Below are 18,095 nucleotides of genomic sequence, written 5' to 3'. Positions count from 1 at the left end.
GTTTACTAAGTTTTGGACCTGTTAAGTGGAAAAAGATCATTTAATTACCGCCCTTATTACAAACCGAGCAGGTTAGGCATGATTTAAGTGTCATTTTTCCAACTCTTGTTCCGGCAGAGGGACTTGAGCCAGTATTAAGTGCCTTTTATCCAACTGTTCTCGAAGCGGATCATGGACAACAGTAAAAGTTGAGGCAGAAGAACAGAAGAGCAGAAAGGCAGAAGGGCAGATGGGAAACGAGAACGGGAGCGGGAACGGGAACGAGTATGAACATGTTCATGAACATGAACAGACATAGGAACGGAGTCACAGCGGTTAGGCTAACCTGGAGCTCCAAACTACTGAAATCAAGGTTTTTTCTAAAATTTAAATAAAAAACTGTCAATCCGAGAGGAAATTGGATAAAATATGATTCAGGCTATTATTTTGTCGAATATGCTCTAAACTTTGTCGAATAATTTGTCGATATATATCAAAAGATGTAGAAATAAAATTGACAGGAAAGAAATAGCACTTTACAATGCAGATATAGCATAATCATTTCTACTATTTAGAAGCTTTGATAGCTTTTAACACTGAATGATGAATCAAGCGTTATTTCAAGGGAGGATGCATAATGATGAAAGCAACAGGTATTGTAAGAAAAGTAGATGAACTGGGACGTATCGTGATTCCGATTGAACTACGCAGAACGATGGGAATTGACATAAAAGACCCGCTCGAAATTTTTGTGGACGGCGAAAAGATCATTCTCAGAAAATATGAACCTACTTGTATCTTCTCCGGAAGTGCCGAGAACCTGATCAACTTCAAAGGCAAAATGGTCAGCAAAGACGTTCTCGACGAACTGATTGCAAGCTTCGACCACGTATAAGCTTTGTTCTGAACCGCACCATAAATAATGACAGCAGGGACCGCAGCGCAGGCACTTTAACAGTGTTTGCACTCCGGTCCCTTTTAAATAGCATAAATAAAGACGACAGTTCCCGGGCTTAGGTTTAGGGAGGACTGCCGTCTTGTGTTGTTTGCGGATCTATGCGCGGCTATGCTGATAGTTCAGCTCTCCAGTGCACTCTGTACTCTTCGGATAAAAGCATCGTATTGCACCAGCCCCAGCTCCATACAGAGCTTCTGGGAGGAGGTCAGCTTGCCGATTTTGTCCAGCTCCTGCAGCTTATGCTCCAGATCATCGTACATCTCCTGTTTGGCCCGGAGGGCTTCGCGGAGCAGGGTGTGCATCGTCTCTTCGTCCGCCATGTCCCCGAAATACAGATGCATCAGGAAGTCGGAACGGAGCACCTCCTTCTCCGCAGGCTGACGTAAATACTTCTGGAAGTGCTGTTCACCATCGGGGGTGATTGTAAACATGTTCTTATCCGGTTTGCCTTCCTGGCGTACCGCTTCCCTGGAGATCAGACCCAGCTTCTCCATCTTGCTTAAGGTGGGGTAGATCGTGCCGAAGCTGGCATCGAAGAAGAAGGAGAAATACTCCTCGAAATGCCGCTTAATATCATAGCCCGAATGGGGCTTCTCACTCAGAATCCCGAGTATTACATCTTGAATGTTCATGAACGTCTGCCGCTCCTCTCTCTTCTTCCTACCATATCACATCTGTGCTGCCGGACTCAATTTGAACTGGCGAAAGGTGTCTGGACCATAGATGGTTCGCAGGTACTCAGGCATTGGCTGCCGCTTCCGCCCGGATTGCACCTTTCTCCCGGCGGAGCAGGGTAAGCAGCACACTGCCTGCTGTTGCAACAGCGGCAATATAGAGCAGCGCCGTCACGTCGTGCATTATACCCTCACCGCCTATGACGAGATCCAGCATGCCGTCCACAGCATAATAAGCAGGGAAGAATTGGCCGGCCGACTGGTAAAAGGGTGACAGTACGTCCCGGGGAATCGTTGCCCCGGAGCTCAGCATCTGCATGGACAGCAGCGCAATGTTCAGCCACGCTCCGGCGTCGCCGAGCAGCACAAGACTGAGATTGGCGACCGTCATGCAGGAGAGGATAACGACAAATTCAAACATCCACATGCCGAGGAAGCCTTGCGAGGAGTGGATACCGAGAGTGTTCAGCAGTGAAGTGCTGATGAGTGAGCCGGCAAGTGCAGTGCCGGCCATCAGCACATACCGGGCGCTAAGCCGCTGCCATTTGCCGGCAGCAGCGGCCAGACTGGCGGAGGCCTTGCTCAGGTTCATGGCCAGCAGCATGCCGCCGGTGAAGGAAGCCGTAACGACCATTAGCGGAACCATGGTTTCAGCGAAGTTGGTAGCCGGATTCACAATCTGGATATCGGAGCTGATCCGGCTTGCTGCGCTGCTTCGAATCATTGCGGCTTCTGCCTCCGGCAGCTTCATAGCAGTGAGCACGGCGCCAAGTCCCGCAGCACTGCTCTTTGCATCCAGGGCAGCAGTGACTTTGGCTGCTACGCCCTGCATGACATTAGTGACCATTTGCGGATTGGATTCGTTCAGATAATAACGGATCTTGGCCCCGCCCGACAGATCGCTTAGTGAAGAAGTAAAGCCTTGGGGAAGCTCAATAATCATCCGGAGGGTACGGTGTCCGAGCTGTTCCTGCGCCTCTGCCAGAGAGAGGCCCTTCACCTGCTCGAAGTTAAGAGACGCCGATATATTGTCAGCGATGGACTGGGCTGCACTGCCGTCTCCGTTAACAATGGCGATCGGCAGCTGATCTACCCGGTCGGTGACATGATCGTAGCCGGTGATCCAGATGAGGCTGAAAAAGACCTGAAACAGCAGCGCAGTAATAATCCCCACGATGGTTACGGGTTGTTTGAGAAACTGAATAATTAATTTCATTGTGTAAACACTCCTTATATCAATACGTTATATGGCGATATGTAATATATCATCATAAAATAATGAAATCAATACTTATTCTTAGGTTCGTAGACAATACGTGCTGCTTTCCTATATCATTAAAGCGTGTTATGGAAGCTCCAGATGAACTAGAGAGTCAGAGGCAGAACAATTTGGAAGGGATGGGTCACCTTATGAGTTATGAAGAACAGACACAGGCAGGGCACAGACAGCTGCCGAAATTGAACAAACCGGAAGCCATAGTATTTGATATGGATGGTACGCTGTTCCAGACGGAAAGCCTGCTATTGCCGGCCTATCATAAAATGTTTGATATCCTGCGCGAAGAAGGGCTGTATTCCGGGCCGACTCCGCCGGAGGAGCGCATTCTGGGCAGCCTTGGCATGCTGCTGGCGCAAATTTGGAAGAATGTAATGCCGGAAGCGGACGCGGCGGTGCACCGCCGGGCGGATGAGCTGCTGCTGCAGCTGGAGATTGAAGGACTGGAAGCCGGAGGGACCCTTCTGTATCCCAAGGTAGTGGAAACGCTGCGTGCGCTTCATGCGCGCGGAGTGAAATTGTTCGTCGCCAGCAACGGGCTGGAGGATTATATTTACAGCATCGTAGTGGTACATGAGCTGAAGGAGCTGTTCGAGGGCTTATACAGTGCAGGCGGACAAGGAACGGCAACCAAGACGGAGCTGCTTGGACTCCTGCTGGACAACCACAATATCAGCAGTGCCTGGATGGTGGGCGACCGTTCCTCTGACGTGGAGGCGGGCAAGGGCAACGGGCAGACGGTAATTGGCTGCGGCTACGCCGGATTCGGACGGCAGGATGAGCTGAAGGGCTCTGACGTTATTATTTCTTCCTTCGATGAATTAATCGGGCTGTATGACAACAGCACAGCGCAAGACCTGTAAGGAAGCAGATCCCGGAATAGTTTGTACAAAAGCAAGTACACACGGATGTCTTTACTGCCGGATCACCGGCGTTAAGGACATCCGTTTTGGCATCAGCGGGGACGGGTACGGATAAATCTCGAAATTTCATACCTTTTCTCGAATGTGGACCGTTTCTTTGGAGGTATGCAAAATTTATACTGATAGTGTAAGCGTTTCACCAGAAGTGAACCTCAGGAGCCCGGCGAAGGCGGGCGCAGAGGCCCGGACAATGTGGATTAGGAGGGATAGGCTTGCACAAGCTGTTTCTGGTTGAAGACGAAGCCCTGATCCGTTCGGGCCTCAAACATTTGATTGAGGAGGTTATCGGCGGCTTTCAGGTGGTGGGTGAAGCAGAGAACGGAAGACTTGCGCTGGAGGCGCTCAAGAGTGTGAAGCCCGATGTTCTGATTACGGATATACGGATGAATGAAATGAACGGTCTGGAGATGATCCGGCGGGTCCGTGACCAGTACCCTGACCTGTACATTCTAATTCTAAGCGGGTATGCCGACTTTGAGTATGCGAAGCAGGCGATTAAATACGGCATCAGCGATTATCTGCTGAAGCCGGTTGACCGCACGGAGCTGGCCCAGGCACTGGGGGATTTCAGGCGCAAGCACGGAACCCGGAGCGGCCTTGCGGACCTGCCGGAAGAGGGCGGAGCAGACCTGAAGGGCAGGCAATTGATCCGTAAAGTGAAAGAGCTGGTTGCGCAGCGGCTGGATCAGGAAATTTCACTGCAATATATGGCGGAGCAGGTGCATCTGAATCACCAGTACCTGTCGGTACTGTTCAAATCAGAAACAGGGCAGAACTTTACGGATTATGTCTCGCAGTGCCGGATGAACCGGGCCAAGCAGCTGCTGAAGGAAACGAATCTCAAAATCTATGAGGTAGCCAAATTATCAGGCTATCTAAGCTCCAAGCATTTCATGGCGGTATTCAAGGACTATACCGGCAGCACTCCCACGCAGTACAGGGAACAGCTGTAATGTAACCGTTAACTTAAAAGGGGAAAAGGAGGAGCAATGATGCGGAAATATGAAGTTGTTGTAGCAGGCGGCGGGGTTTCCGGCTCGATCGCGGCCATCGCGGCAGCAAGAGCAGGCGCCGCAACACTGATCATAGAGGCAGGAGGTTTCCTCGGCGGAACTCTAACCGCTGCGGGTGTCGGGCCGATGATGACTTTTCATGCCGGGCATAAGCAGGCTATCCAGGGGATCACTGATGAGCTGATCCAGCGGCTTCAGGCGCTCGGCAAATCACCGGGGCATATCCCGGACGCGACGAACTACACCTATTCGGTGACACCGTTCGATGCCGAAGCGATGAAATACGAGCTGGATCTGATGCTGCAGGAGAGCGGAGGCGAGGTGCTGTATCATACGATGCTGGCAGGGGCTGAAGTATCGGGCAGACGCATTGAGTCGCTTACCTTGTGCAACAAGGCAGGGCTCAGCCGGATTACGGCGGATGTGTTCATCGATGCTACCGGAGACGGGGACTTGGCTGCCTGGTCCGGAGTGCCGTTCACCAAAGGCCGTGAATCCGATGAGCAGTCGCAGCCGATGACCCTGAAGATGAAGATGAGGGGGGTGGACACGGAGAAGATCAAGGCGTACATCCGGGAGCACCGCGAGGACTTCCCGCGCATGAACCTTGATATCACCGTGATGGACTCTGCGGCCAGATTATCTGTCGCCGGCTTCGACAAGCAGTTCCGGGAAGCCAAGTCGCGCGGTGAGATCAGTATTCCGAGAGAGGATGTGCTGTTCTTCGAGACGAGCAATCCCGGCGAGATTATTATGAACACCACACGTATTCTGGGCAAGGACAGCACAGATCCGTGGAGCCTCAGCGAAGCGGAAATTGAAGGGCGCAGGCAGTGCCGGGAGCTGGAACTCTTTTTGAAAAAGTATATTCCCGGCTTTGAAGAGTCCGTGGTAGTCTCCACAGGTCCGTCCATCGGTGTCCGCGGCTCCCGCCAGATCAAGGGTTTGTACACGCTGACCGCGCAGGATATTCTGTCGGTGAAGCCCTTTGCGGATGTGATCGCCCACTCCGGCTATCCGATTGATATTCACAGCCCGGACGGCGAGGGAACCGCAACGGATCATCTGGAATGGGGGGCGATGTACGGCATCCCTTACCGCTGCCTGATCACGAAGGAAATCGACAACCTGATTGTGGTCGGCAGATGTCTCTCAGCTACTTTTGAAGCCCAGGCGGCTGTGCGAACTACACCTACGGTGGGGGCAATTGGTCAGGCGGGCGGTACTGCGGCGGCATTGGCTGTGAAAGAAGGAGTCCCCGTGCAGCAGGTGGACTATAAGAAACTGCAGCAGACACTCGTGGCGCATGGCGCTTATCTGGAGGTGTAACGGACGGAGCATGGTGAGCAAAAATAATGTCATGTACACCTTGAACTGTTAATCTTTCGGATTAGCATGCCGTGCTCCTTGCTAGAGCCGCAGGCTGGTGGCTGTGACGGGACCCGGCCTAAGCTCTAACTGTATTTTGTGCAACTAAAGCGAGCGTTTATGGCGCTGCGAAGGCTTTAATTGCATTTGATACAGTTAAAATCCCCCATATTCCGCAAAAGGGGACTTACCGTTATTTTTAGTTGTACAGAATACAATTATTCCGGTAAAACCGGCTTTTCGCCGACTTTTAGTTGTATGAAATACAATTAAATGCTTTGTTGTTGTTGCTGTTGTTGTTGCTGTTGCTGTTGTTGTTGCTGTTGTTGTTGCTGTTGCTGTGTTGTTGCTGTTGCTGTTGTTGTTGCTGTTGTTGTTGTTGTTGTTGCTGTTGTTGTTGCTGTTGCTGTTGCTGTTGTTGTTGCTATTGCTGCTGTTGCTGTTGTTGCTGTTGCTGTTGCTGTTGCTGTTGCTGCTGTTGCTGTTGTTGCTGCTATTGCTGTTATTGCTGTTATTGCTATTGCTATTGCTATTGCTATTACTGTTGCTGTTGTTGTTGCTATTGCTGTTGTTGTTGTTGTTGCTGCTATAACTATTGCTATTGCAGCTATAGCTCTGTTACTAGCTTCTTACACCCCACGCTGGTTGCTCTCAAAGACCGGGAAGCGCGGAGGTGATACGGAAGATTGTCATTTTCAAGGTTAATCTATACCGTTCATTTGATTCCAAGCTTGCTTGGTTTCCGATGGTAATTAAGCACAATGATTCTTATAACAACGTATATTTCACAAAAATTTAGGAGGAATTGGTTTGGAAACTGTGCAGATTATCGGCATTTTACTTGTATTTATTGTGTTTGTGGGCCTGATGATGACCCGCAAGCTGACCACGCTGCTCGCCCTGCCGATGATGGCGATACTGCTGGCGGCGATCGCGGGAATCCCGCTGCTGTCCGATAACCCGGATACCTTCACCATCACCAAGGGTGTGCTCGCAGGCGGGGCCATGAAGCTGTCCACGGCCATCGCCGGACTGATCTTCGGCGCCTGGTTCGGCCAGATTCTCAGCAAGGTCGGCATCACGAAGACCATTATCCGCAAGGCTGCGGAGCTGGCCGGTGACAAGCCGCTGGCGATTGCCCTTATCTTTTTCCTCGCCGCGTCTGTAATCTTCTCGGCTGCCAACGGTCTGGGCATGGTCATTCTCGTCGGAACGATTGCTATTCCCATTATGCTCACCGCCGGTCTTAAGCCGTTCGTCAGCGGCCTTGTTGTCTTGCTGGCCAATGCGGTCGGCGTGGTCTTCAACGTCTCCACCTGGGCCATTTATACCGATGTGCTAAAGGTGCCGACGAACACGATTGCTTCGTATTCACTGATCTGCGCTATTCCGCTGATTGTCATTGCCTTGATAATGATCGTCTACTATACCCGCAAAGACGGCAAGGTCCGCCGTGCCTGGGCCATGCCGCTCAAGCCGGAATTCCAGGCTCAGGATACCAAGAACGTAAGAGCCATCGCACTCATCAGCCCGCTTGTTCCGGTGCTGCTGGTATTTTTCCTGAAGGTTGATATTGTCTCTGCAGTCTTCATGGGGGCGGTTGTCACATTGCTGCTCGCCACACCTAAGCGTCCGATCCATGTGCTGTCGAGTGCGCTGGTGGAAGGGATTCAGGATGTGGCCGGTGCGCTCGGGCTGATGATCGGGATCGGGATGCTGCTCAGCGCGGTAACTGCACCTCCGGTGGCGTTGCTGATTCAGCCGCTGATAGAAGGCATTATTCCAACCAGTCCGCTGATGTATATTCTTGTCTTCACCCTGCTGTCCCCGCTTGCCATTTACCGTGGACCGCTTAACGTATGGGGGCTCGGCAGCGGAATCGCGGCACTGATTGTTGCCGGAGGCATGGCACCAGTTGCAGCGATGCTGGCTCTGCGTATCGTGAGCAATCTGCAGGCTGTCAGCGATCCAACCAACTCGCACAATGTCTGGATCGCCGACTACACCAAGACGGATATTATTGAAACGCTGCGCAAGACACTGCCATGGATGTTCGCGGCTGTGATGATCTCGATGATTATCGCGGGTCTGACCGTTTTCTAGATTAAGTTCTGGTTAGGCGAATACGGATTGCAGATTAGAGACATAAGCTTCATGGAGAGGAGAACCTGCTATGAACAATAAACAAATCAGGATCGGCATCGATGTCGGAGGAACCTTCACGGATGCCGTTGCGATAGACAATGAGACCTTTGAGGTGCTGTCCAAGGTCAAAATGCCCACAACACATCACGATGAACGCGGAGTCGCCAGCGGGATTGTGCAGATCATTCAGCGGATCATGAGCGAGAACGGCATTCTTCCCGGTGACATCAAGTTCATCGCCCACGGGACGACGCAGGCCACTAACGCTCTGCTCGAAGGAGACGTTGCCCGTGTCGGCATCGTGGGGATGGGCACGGGCCTCGATGCCCGCAGTGCCCGCTCCGAAACTAATGTGGCGAATATCGAGCTGGCTGCCGGTAAATATCTTACCACCTATCACAAGTTCATTGATTCGAAGGAACTGACGCCGGAAACCATCAATGCGGCGATTGATCAGCTGCTCGCCCAGGGTGCAGAGGTTATTGTAGCCTCGGAAGCTTACAGTGTCGATGATCCGGCCAACGAGCTGAGAGTGATGGAAGCGGCGCGCAGCCGGGGAGTGTACGCCACCGGCGGACATGAAATCTCCCAGCTCTATGGGCTGAAGACGCGGACCCGCACAGCGGTCGTCAATGCGAGCCTGATTCCGAAGATGATGGAGACCGCCAACATGACTGAGCAGGCCGTCAAAGAAGCGGGGATTACCTCCCAGCTGATGATCATGCGCTGCGACGGCGGTGTCATGAGCATCGACGAGGTGCGCAAGCGTCCGATTCTGACCATGCTGTCAGGGCTGGCGGCCGGTGTGGCCGGCGCCCTGATGTATGAGAAGATATCGGACGGTATTTTCTTCGAAGTCGGCGGAACCAGCGTAGATATCTCCGTGATCAAGAACGGCAAGGTGATGATTGAGAATGCCCAGGTAGGCGGACATAAGACTTATCTGCGTTCGCTGGATGTACGAACGCTCGCCGTTGCCGGGGGCAGCATGATTCAGATCGGCGGAGGCAAGATCACGGATGTCGGCCCGCGCAGTGCGCATATCGCCGGTCTGGAATACGAATGCTTCACCCGTAAGGAGAATCTGGAGCAGCCTGTCATCGGTCTCGTCAGTCCGCGCCCGGGAGATCCGGATTACGTCACCGTACGCGGGGCAGGAGGACATGAATATGCGCTGACCCTGGCAGGAGCGGCGAATCTGTTGAATCATGTGCCGGAGACGGACTATGCCCGCGGGAATATGGAGAGCACAAGAATAGCCTGGCAGGCGCTGGGTGCCCGGCTCGGCATGTCTGCGGAAGACGCAGCAAGGGCAGCAATGGATATTGCCATCCGCAAGGTGATGGCTGTGGTTAATCAGATGATCAGCGATTATGAGCTGGACGCCGGGTTTGTTACGCTGGTGGGCGGCGGCGGCAGCGGAGCAGTGCTCGTTCCGGCAATGGCGGCGAGCGAAGGCTTCAAGCACCAGATCGCCAATAATGCGCCGTATATCTCCACGATCGGCGTTGGGATGGCAATGGTCCGCGAGCAGATCGAGAAGACTGTGGTCGGTGCGACAGAGCGGGATATCAAGCTGATCCGTGCAGAGATTATGGAGAAAATCGTCCAGTCCGGAGCGAATGAAGCTACGGTTGACGTGACGATCGAGATCGATTCGCAGCGCAATATTCTGCGGGCGATCGCCACCGGCTCGACCGAGCTGCGCTCGAAGGATCTGGCCAGCCGCGAGGTGCCCGTGAATGAGCTGATGCTGACGGCGGCGGAAGCGCTGGGCCAGCCGGCCGGCCAGACGGAGCTGAAGGCGGCCTCCGGCAGATGGTTCCTGTTCGAGTCCAGCGAGATCAAGAAGTCCATGTTCGGGCTGGTGAAGAAGAAGCTCAGCCATGTCGGCGTGCTGGACCGCGAGGGCGTGGTGCGATTTAAGAAGACGAATGCGTATCATCTGGCTTTTTTGAAGAAGAATATGGCCGACCGGTTTGCCTCGTTCCTGGAGGAGAATACAATCTATTCGGATGCTAATGCGACGATCCCGAAGACCTTTATCTTCTATAAGGAAAAAATGCTCGATCTGACCGGGATGCAGACCAAGGAGCAGCTGTTCTCCATTCTCGAAGTGGAAACCCAGCTGCTCGAGGACAACAGCGAAATACTCGCTGTCGTCTATCAGTAGGAGGTGCACAGGGTGATGAAGACAGCTGCGCGTACACTGCCAAGCGATGAGGTGCTGGGATATGCCGAGCTCAAAAGTGATTTGTTGTTTCACCGAATACCGCACAGCAAACGGCGTTATTATGTAGAGCGCCCGCTGGCGATCGGCAGGGAGCAGGCCACTTCATTCAAAGCCCGCTACGGCACGGATGTCGGGGCCATCTGCCGGGACCGCGGAATCAGCGTCAATCTCAATGAACGGCAGGGCACCATCGGGCAGATCCGCTTCCGCGCCCAGATTGAGCTGTCGGCCAAGGAGCGCGCCATTACGCTGTATAAATCGTCCATGGAAGAACTGCGGCAGTGTGCCGGTGTACTGCTTCCCGGCCGTTCCTTCACGCTGAAGGAAATCACAGACATCCATCTCGCGCATGAGCTGTTCCACGATCTGGAGTTCACGGAGCTGGGATACACCAACAAGCGGCTTGACGACATCAGCAGCCTCTCCCTGGGTCCGCTGCGCATCCGGGCCAGCGTGACCAAGACCTCGGAGATCGCCGCGCATGCGTTCAGCCGTTATCTTCTGGATCTGCCCTGCCTGCCGAATCTGCTGGATTACGCTTATATGATTCACAGCGGCACGCTGACTGCTGCTGAATTCTGGAGGCAGACGGAGGTTTGGTCCGGAGAGCTTGAGAATAGCTGAGCGGACTTCTTCAGACAGCAGCCTTGTGCACGTAAGCAGACAGCAACCTTAAGGGGTGTGCTGTCTGCTGTATTTTTGTAGAGGAAGCTATTGCGCCAGCCAGGGAGAACGTCTCTGACTTCGGACTCGAATTATGCTATGTTGGAGTGGGTAACCAGAGTTTGGGGAGGCTGTCCGCATGCCATTCAGAAAAGGTTCAAACCAATCTATATATGTACCGCTGCGCACCAAGTTTATCGTATTGTTCTGCCTGCTGATTACGGTTCCGTTTCTCGTGATCGGCACCATCAGCTATAAGAAATATACTGCCGGTGTGGAGCGCAGCACTGTGGAGCTATCCAATCAGGTTGTGAGCCAGATTAATATCAACCTGGAGCATTACATTAAGGAACTGGACCGGCTTACACTTACGCCGCTGTACGATGAGGATATGATGCAGATTCTCCGCAAGCACAGCGGCAGCGGCTCTGCGAACACTTATTTAACTACGGATGAGACGCTGAAGATGAATCTGTTTATTTCTTCGCTGGCTTTTGACCGGGGTGAGATTGAGAGCATTCTGGTGTTCACTAATGACGGAGGAATCTTCAGTAATCTGGACCAGAGCGTCAGGAAGCGGTGGGACCGCAGCATGGCAGACTGGATGGAGGCGGTTGAGCAGGAAGACGGTGGTCTTGCCATCCTTCCGCCGCATGCTGCGGCCTACTATACAGAGGCGAAGCAGGGGATTATCTCGGTGGCCCGGGTTATCCGTGAGCCCTATACGAATGACATGCTGGGGATCGTCAAAGTGGATCTGACGGCGCGGGGGTTCGGTTCGATTGTATCCACGGTGCGTTCGAGCGGGAGCGGTCTGCTGCAGATTACCGGCAAGGATCAGGTTATGCTGTACTCAGGGCCAGACGGGCTTCCCGATTCAAGTGAATCCTATATTACAGCCTCTGCCCATTCTTCTTATACGGGACTTAAGGTGACCTCACTGATTCCGCGTACGCAGCTCCGGGAAGACGCGCGCGAGTTAACGAATTCTACCTTGATTGTGTCCATCGTTGCCCTAATGGCGGCTTATGCAGCGGCGATTCTGCTGTCGAACCGCCTGATTAAGCCGATCGCCCATCTGCAGTCGAAGATGAGGCAGGTGAAGCGGGGGCTGTTCCTGGAGCGGGCGACGGTCACTACAAGCGATGAAATCGGGCAGCTGACCGAAGGCTTCAATACGATGATCGGCGAGATCGACCGTCTGGTCAAAGAGGTCTATGAGACCCGGCTGAAGGAGCGGGAAGCCGAGCTGCTTGCGCTGCAGAGCCAGATTCATCCGCATTTTCTGTACAATACCCTGGAAATGGTGAACATGCTGGCCCTTCAGGGCAATACCCGGGAACTCTCGGGGGTGGTGACCAGTCTCGGGAAGCTGCTGCGCTACACGGTCGGCCATCAGGAGCAGATGGTGTATGTGCTGGATGAGGTAAGATTCGTAGAAGCGTATCTGCGAATCCAGGGTATGCGTCTTGGAGACAAGCTGCAGGCTGTGATCCATATTGATTCTTCCTTCGATTACTGCGTGGTGCCGAAGCTGATTCTGCAGCCGCTGATTGAGAATGTTATTGAGCATGCCATGGGCCAGGACAAGCTGCAGCTTGCCCTGACGGCTTCGGTGGAAGAGGAAGACTTGGTGCTGTCCGTCAAGGATGATGGTCTTGGCATAACCGGTGAACGGATGCGGGAGCTTGAAGAACAGCTGTATCAGAATAAATCCCGGCCCGCTACAGAGACGGAGCAGGGCGGCTTCGGCCGGATTCAAAAGGGTTTTGCGCTGCGCAATGTCCATCAGCGGCTCCGGCTGCTCTATGGAGAGCCTTACGGATTAACTCTTGATCATACGGCAGAGCGCGGGGTAACGGTCTCACTGCGGCTGCCGATGAACTGGGAAGCGATGAACAATGCCGGACCCGCCGGGGACAGGCAGAAGGAGGATTAATGATGTGGACAAGGCTGCTAAGCCTTATGATAGCGGTATTAATAGTTGCGGGCTGCTCTTCAGGGGCAGGAAGCGGGGCGTTTGACGGGAAAGCCGTGGAAGGTGAAGAAGCAGGAGGAAGTGAGGCGGCTGCTGTGCAGGAGCCTGTGAAGCTGAAGTTCAGCATCTGGGGCAACGATGCGCAGAAGGCAATGGTTGAGGGCCTGGTGGATGAATATGAACAGCTCCATCCCGGGATTGAGGTAGAGATCATGACGATCCCTTTTGCTGATTATCAGCAGAAGCTGTCGATCATGCTGGCCTCCCGTACCGCGCCTGATGCCGGCTGGCTGGCGGAGCGGATGATTCCCCAGCTGCTGGAATCCGGCCAGCTGGTGGACATTGCAGCAGAGGTCAAAGAAGATCCCGGATATAACTACGCGGATATTTATCCGTCTACGCTTGATATATTCAAGCGGGAGGACAGGTTGTACGGAATCCCCTTCTCCACGCCTCCGGTGCTGATCTACTACAACAAGGACCTGTTCCTTGAGAAGGGTCTGAAGACGCCAACGGAGCTGTATAAGGAAGGGAAATGGAACTACGAGGAATTTCTCAAGGCAGCGCGCAGCCTCACTGATTCGCAGCAAGGCATTTACGGCGTGAAGCTGGTCCGCGACTGGAACAACTGGTCGGATGCGCTGCTGCCGCTGTTCTGGTCGCATGGCGCCGAGCTGTTTGACAGCAGTGCAACGGCTTTTGCGCTGAATTCTCCGGCAGGGAGAGAGGCGCTGCAGCTCTACAGTGATATGATGTTCAAGGACAAGGTGCATCCGCTTCCGGGCGATGAGCTAACCTTCGACAGCGGCCGGATCGGGATGTATACGGACCGTTACAGCTATACCTCGAAGGCCCGCGCGGTTACTGATTTTGAATGGGATATCGCTCCAATGCCGGCAGATGTGAAGGGTACAGGAACTTCACTCGGTTATGCGGGGGTCTCTGTATTCGAGACCAGGCATCCGGCGGAGGCTGCGGAATTCCTGAAGTTCATCACCAGCGCAGAAGCCATGAGCGTTACCGCGCAATACTTCGTACCCTCGCGGAAATCCGTGCTTGAATCGGATGTCTTCCTGAGAGCGGCTTCCAAGCCTTCGCCGGAGAGCATCCAGCTGGCCGTGCTCGACCAGATCGCGGATGCCCGGATCGCGCCGGGCCATAAGAACTGGCAGCAGATTGATACGAAGATCCAGAGGCTGCTGGACGGGCTCTACACGCAAAGCTCTACCGTGGACGGGCTGCTCGGACAAATGGAGCTTGAAGTTAATCCGCTTATGAAATAAGCGGAGAAATTCGTACACGTTAAAGACCGCCTTCGGCACCGCTTTTATGCGGGGGAGGGCGGTTTTTTTAAAATCCTGCACGAAATGCAACAATTCTCCCGTTAAATCGGCTATAATTCAAAATTGTTGTATAAAAGGCAGGATTTCCTCCTCCGCCAAGCCGATATAAGAAATAATCCTGTATTTCATACAACAATCCACCCGGGCACCCGGTTATCCAGGTGCAAAGCTGCATTACATACAACAATATGTAGCTGCCCGCATACCATGAGCTGAGCTTTTGGCAGCCCGCTTTACTGCCGGAGGGACTGCTGAGGAACAGCGTACGTAATGCGTAATCACAACCCCAGACCGCCAAATTTACAACAATCCGGCTTGTGAACTGAGCTGCCTGACTTGCATGCCCGGATAGTGCAGGGGCGGATATTTGCCTAAAGATCGTTTATACTGAGTTTACATACAAATTTTATTTTAATAGCAGCGCTAGTGAGTGCAGACTTGGAGGTTTGATCGCTTGGAATTATTTGAATATATTTTGCTGATGCTGGCAGCGGTCTCGTTGTCCAATCTGGTGAACCGGTTTATCCCCTCGGTTTCCGTGCCCATCATTCAAATTGTGCTGGGGATGGCTTTGACCTGGCTGCCTTTGCATTTTGAACTGACGTTGAATCCGGAGCTGTTTCTGCTGCTCTTCATTGCCCCCTTATTGTTTAATGACGGCAGGCTTGCGGATAAAGTGGCGTTATGGAAGCTGAAGAAGCCCATATTGCTGCTCGCGCTGGGGCTGGTCTTTCTGACGGTAGGCGTCCTGGGTTACTTCCTGCATTGGCTGCTGCCTATTCTACCGTTAGCTGCGGCGTTTGCTCTGGCGGCGGCACTTGCCCCTACGGATGCCATCGCTGTAGGCGCGTTGGAGCAGAAGGTCAAAATCCCGCATCAGACGATGCAGATTCTCGAAGGGGAGTCCTTGATCAACGATGCTTCGGGTCTGGTATCCTTTCAGTTTGCCGTGGCCGCTATGGTCACCGGGGCATTCTCCCTCAGAACAGCCAGCCTTAGCTTCATTACCATTTCACTCGGCGGTGTCGTGCTGGGGCTGCTGCTCACGCTGATTAAATACGGGATAGTCCGATGGCTGCGCAGACTCGGGATGGAGAACGTTACGTTACATATGCTGATTGAGATTCTGACTCCATTTGCGATTTTTATGGCGGCAGAGGAGCTGGGGGTTAATGGAATCCTGGCCGTTGTCAGCGCAGGTATTGCCCATTCCTTCGGATATAAGCAGATGAATCCCGAGGTGGCTAAGCTGAGCATCGTGTCCAAAAGCACCTGGTCCGTCATTATTTTTGTCTTGAACGGCCTGGTCTTCCTGCTGCTGGGTACACAGCTGCCGGAGATCATACAGACTGTCTGGAACAATCCGGATATCGGGAATTTCCAGGTAATCCTGTACACGTTATTATTAACAGCGGCCGTTCTTGGCCTGCGTCTGATCTGGATGCTGATCATGGATATTCCCGAAGGGGAGGAGCCGCGGGGACACTGGAAGCTGGAGTTCAAGAAAGCCCTCATTCTCACGCTGTCAGGAGTCCGGGGAACAATCACACTCGCGAGTACGATGTCACTGCCGTTTTTCCTGGATGACGGTACCCGGTTTCCGGCCAGGGATCTGATTATTTTCCTTGCGGCGGGTGTGATTCTCTGGACCCTGCTGGCCTCCAACTATCTGCTGCCGCTGCTGCTCGGCAAAGAAAATGAAGCAGAGCATAATGCCGAAGAGGTTGAGGCCAAAATCGAAATTCTGCGCAACGTAGTTTCCGGTCTAAACGATCAGGCTACGGATCATTCGCGAATGGCTCTGAGCCACTTGATCAGCACCTACACCTCAAGAATCCGCATGCTGAAGAAAAATGAAGCTGCTGAGGAAATGGAGCGGGAGCTGGGTGTTACTACGCTCAAGTGGCAAAGAGAGTACACCCTGACTGCGATGAAGCAGCGGGAGGTGAACCCGTACACGGCCTACCGTTATCTGACCCGGATGAACAAGCAGCTATTCATGCACACCCGTGATCCGGAGTACAGGAATGACCTGGTTCCAATCAAAAGCTGGGAAGAGATTGTAGGGGTGATCCAGCAGGTGCGTCTAAGCGGCCAGGAACGGCGTGAGGAATGGAACCGGCTGCAGTCCGCCAATTTTGCCTATGTCTTGAAGAAGCTGAGAGAGCTGCAAAGTAAGGGGGAGACCGAACCCGAAGCGGTCAGCGCCCTGATCATGCGCTATGAGCGGGGGCAGATGAGACTGACCCGTACCGAGTCACTCTCCTCCACCAAACGGGAGTTTGAAGAGGCTCTGCAGGAGCTGTCCAGAGCTGGGATTCAGCTGGAGCGTGACAACATTCAGCTGATGTTCGAGACCGGACGGATTTCCAGAGCTAGCATGAAGGAAATGAAACGTGATATCCTGTTTATGGAACATGAATTGAGGGAAGAAATGGGCTGAGGAGTCCTCTTCTGTATTAAGGCTGAAATTCCACAAGGAGATGAACATATAGAGTATGCGTAAACAAATCGTGGCGGGTACATGTGCAGTTGTTGCGGCAATCGGAATCTTTATTTATGCCGGAAGCGGGGAACGAAACACGGCTGACGTCGAAGAGGCACAGGGCAGCAGCCAGCCGGTTAGTCAGGCGGCCGCTCAGGACATTAAGCAGTTGGTGTCTGATTACAGCTCGCGCGCTCTGACGTCCCAGTCCGCCTCCATCACCTCCACCCAGCTCATCGTGGACAGCGGCGGGCCAAACGAAGTCACCTATGATTTGCCGGAGAACGAATTCTTCCTGTCCGTTGCCCCTTATGTGCAGAAGACGCATCCATGTGCTACACACAGCCTGACCGGTTGCCAGGGGGAAATGGCGGGCCAGGACTTCGACGTATACATTGAAGACGCCGAAGGCAAAGAAGTGATGAAGCAGACAGTGAAATCCCAGCCTAACGGGTTCATCGACCTATGGCTCCCGCGTGACCAGAAGCTTCAGATCACCGTCACGCATGACGGGAAACAAGCCAAGACCGAAGTATCCACCTTCGAGAGCGATGACACCTGCCTTACCACTATGCAATTAAGTTAATCTATTCTATTAGGCTTACGGTCTCAGCCGTCTTCCGGGTACCGCTATTCTGCGGCAGGGAGGCGGCTGTTTGCTGTGATCATTTACTATTTTCACCATGCGAATCACTGGCCTCCGGCTTAGTAACACAACGCAGGAGTCCTCCGCTTTGATCCAGAGGCACCTTTATGAAATGCTGCACAAAATACAACATTTTCCTCGTGAGATCGATCGAAATCGAAAATTGTTGTACTTTTTGCAGCATTTCCACGTCTTCCAGCCAATCAAAGAGACTATTCTTGTATTTCGTACAACAATTCGCCCAAACACAGGGGTAACTGGCGAACAGAGTTGTACTCCGTACAACAATTATGCCTAATCAGCCCGGCGGGCTTAAGAAATCGGCTTCGCTGCGGCTACAACTCCCGGGGGGAGTAACGAATAATTAGCTAAAGCTTATCCATACGTCTATCTTTCCCTCTCAATCCCTCC

14 protein-coding genes are annotated in these 18,095 nt (G+C 53.1%); 12 read left to right on the top strand and 2 right to left on the bottom strand.

What is annotated here, in order from left to right; translation table 11 throughout:
* The first annotated feature begins 616 nt into the window (after positions 1-616).
* A complete protein-coding gene (locus tag NSQ73_RS21885) occupies positions 617-874 on the top strand; it encodes an AbrB/MazE/SpoVT family DNA-binding domain-containing protein (protein ID WP_025708535.1) in 258 nt (85 codons plus the stop codon).
* Positions 875-1,056: 182 nt separating this feature from the next.
* Here NSQ73_RS21885 and NSQ73_RS21880 read toward each other — a convergent pair whose 3' ends face one another.
* Complete coding sequence (locus NSQ73_RS21880; protein WP_340988156.1) at positions 1,057-1,569, bottom strand: PadR family transcriptional regulator; 513 nt, start codon at positions 1,567-1,569, stop codon at positions 1,057-1,059.
* 106 nt (positions 1,570-1,675) lie between these two features.
* Positions 1,676-2,827 carry a YhgE/Pip domain-containing protein gene (locus NSQ73_RS21875; protein WP_340988154.1) on the bottom strand — a complete coding sequence of 384 codons (1,152 nt, stop codon included), beginning with the start codon at positions 2,825-2,827 and terminating at the stop codon, positions 1,676-1,678.
* 194 nt (positions 2,828-3,021) lie between these two features.
* Here NSQ73_RS21875 and NSQ73_RS21870 point away from each other — a divergent pair, with 194 nt between their 5' ends.
* The 11 genes from NSQ73_RS21870 (at position 3,022) to NSQ73_RS21820 (ending at position 17,624) form a co-directional block, all read left to right on the top strand.
* Positions 3,022-3,750 (top strand): HAD family hydrolase, encoded by a 729-nt coding sequence (locus NSQ73_RS21870; protein ID WP_340988152.1) that lies wholly within the window; start codon positions 3,022-3,024, stop codon positions 3,748-3,750.
* 272 nt (positions 3,751-4,022) lie between these two features.
* Positions 4,023-4,763, top strand: a complete 741-nt coding sequence (locus NSQ73_RS21865; protein WP_042135364.1) for a response regulator transcription factor — start codon at positions 4,023-4,025, stop codon at positions 4,761-4,763.
* A 36-nt stretch (positions 4,764-4,799) separates the two neighbouring features.
* Positions 4,800-6,152: an FAD-dependent oxidoreductase gene (locus NSQ73_RS21860; protein WP_340988151.1), complete on the top strand. Its 1,353-nt coding sequence runs from the start codon at positions 4,800-4,802 to the stop codon at positions 6,150-6,152.
* A 312-nt stretch (positions 6,153-6,464) separates the two neighbouring features.
* Entirely contained in the window at positions 6,465-6,896 is a 432-nt protein-coding gene (locus tag NSQ73_RS21855; RefSeq protein WP_340988150.1) for a hypothetical protein, read from the top strand.
* Positions 6,897-7,010: 114 nt separating this feature from the next.
* Complete coding sequence (locus tag NSQ73_RS21850; RefSeq protein ID WP_256703768.1) at positions 7,011-8,294, top strand: citrate transporter; 1,284 nt, start codon at positions 7,011-7,013, stop codon at positions 8,292-8,294.
* A 70-nt stretch (positions 8,295-8,364) separates the two neighbouring features.
* Positions 8,365-10,509, top strand: a complete 2,145-nt coding sequence (locus NSQ73_RS21845; RefSeq protein WP_340988149.1) for a hydantoinase/oxoprolinase family protein — start codon at positions 8,365-8,367, stop codon at positions 10,507-10,509.
* Positions 10,510-10,521: 12 nt separating this feature from the next.
* Positions 10,522-11,193 (top strand): hypothetical protein, encoded by a 672-nt coding sequence (locus tag NSQ73_RS21840; RefSeq protein ID WP_340988148.1) that lies wholly within the window; start codon positions 10,522-10,524, stop codon positions 11,191-11,193.
* Between the two features lie 178 nt (positions 11,194-11,371).
* Entirely contained in the window at positions 11,372-13,171 is a 1,800-nt protein-coding gene (locus NSQ73_RS21835; protein ID WP_340988147.1) for a sensor histidine kinase, read from the top strand.
* A complete protein-coding gene (locus NSQ73_RS21830; protein WP_340988146.1) occupies positions 13,171-14,493 on the top strand; it encodes an ABC transporter substrate-binding protein in 1,323 nt (440 codons plus the stop codon). Before NSQ73_RS21835 ends, NSQ73_RS21830 begins: the two co-directional genes overlap by 1 nt.
* Before the next feature lie 514 nt (positions 14,494-15,007).
* Entirely contained in the window at positions 15,008-16,996 is a 1,989-nt protein-coding gene (locus tag NSQ73_RS21825; protein ID WP_340988144.1) for a Na+/H+ antiporter, read from the top strand.
* Between the two features lie 55 nt (positions 16,997-17,051).
* Positions 17,052-17,624: a CueP family metal-binding protein gene (locus tag NSQ73_RS21820; RefSeq protein WP_340988143.1), complete on the top strand. Its 573-nt coding sequence runs from the start codon at positions 17,052-17,054 to the stop codon at positions 17,622-17,624.
* Positions 17,625-18,095 lie beyond the last annotated feature (471 nt).

Origin of the sequence: Paenibacillus sp. FSL R10-2736 (genome assembly GCF_038000245.1) — a bacterium.
In the GTDB taxonomy this organism is placed as follows: domain Bacteria; phylum Bacillota; class Bacilli; order Paenibacillales; family Paenibacillaceae; genus Paenibacillus_AQ; species Paenibacillus_AQ phytohabitans.
This window is presented reverse-complemented; position numbering and strand designations above follow the sequence as displayed.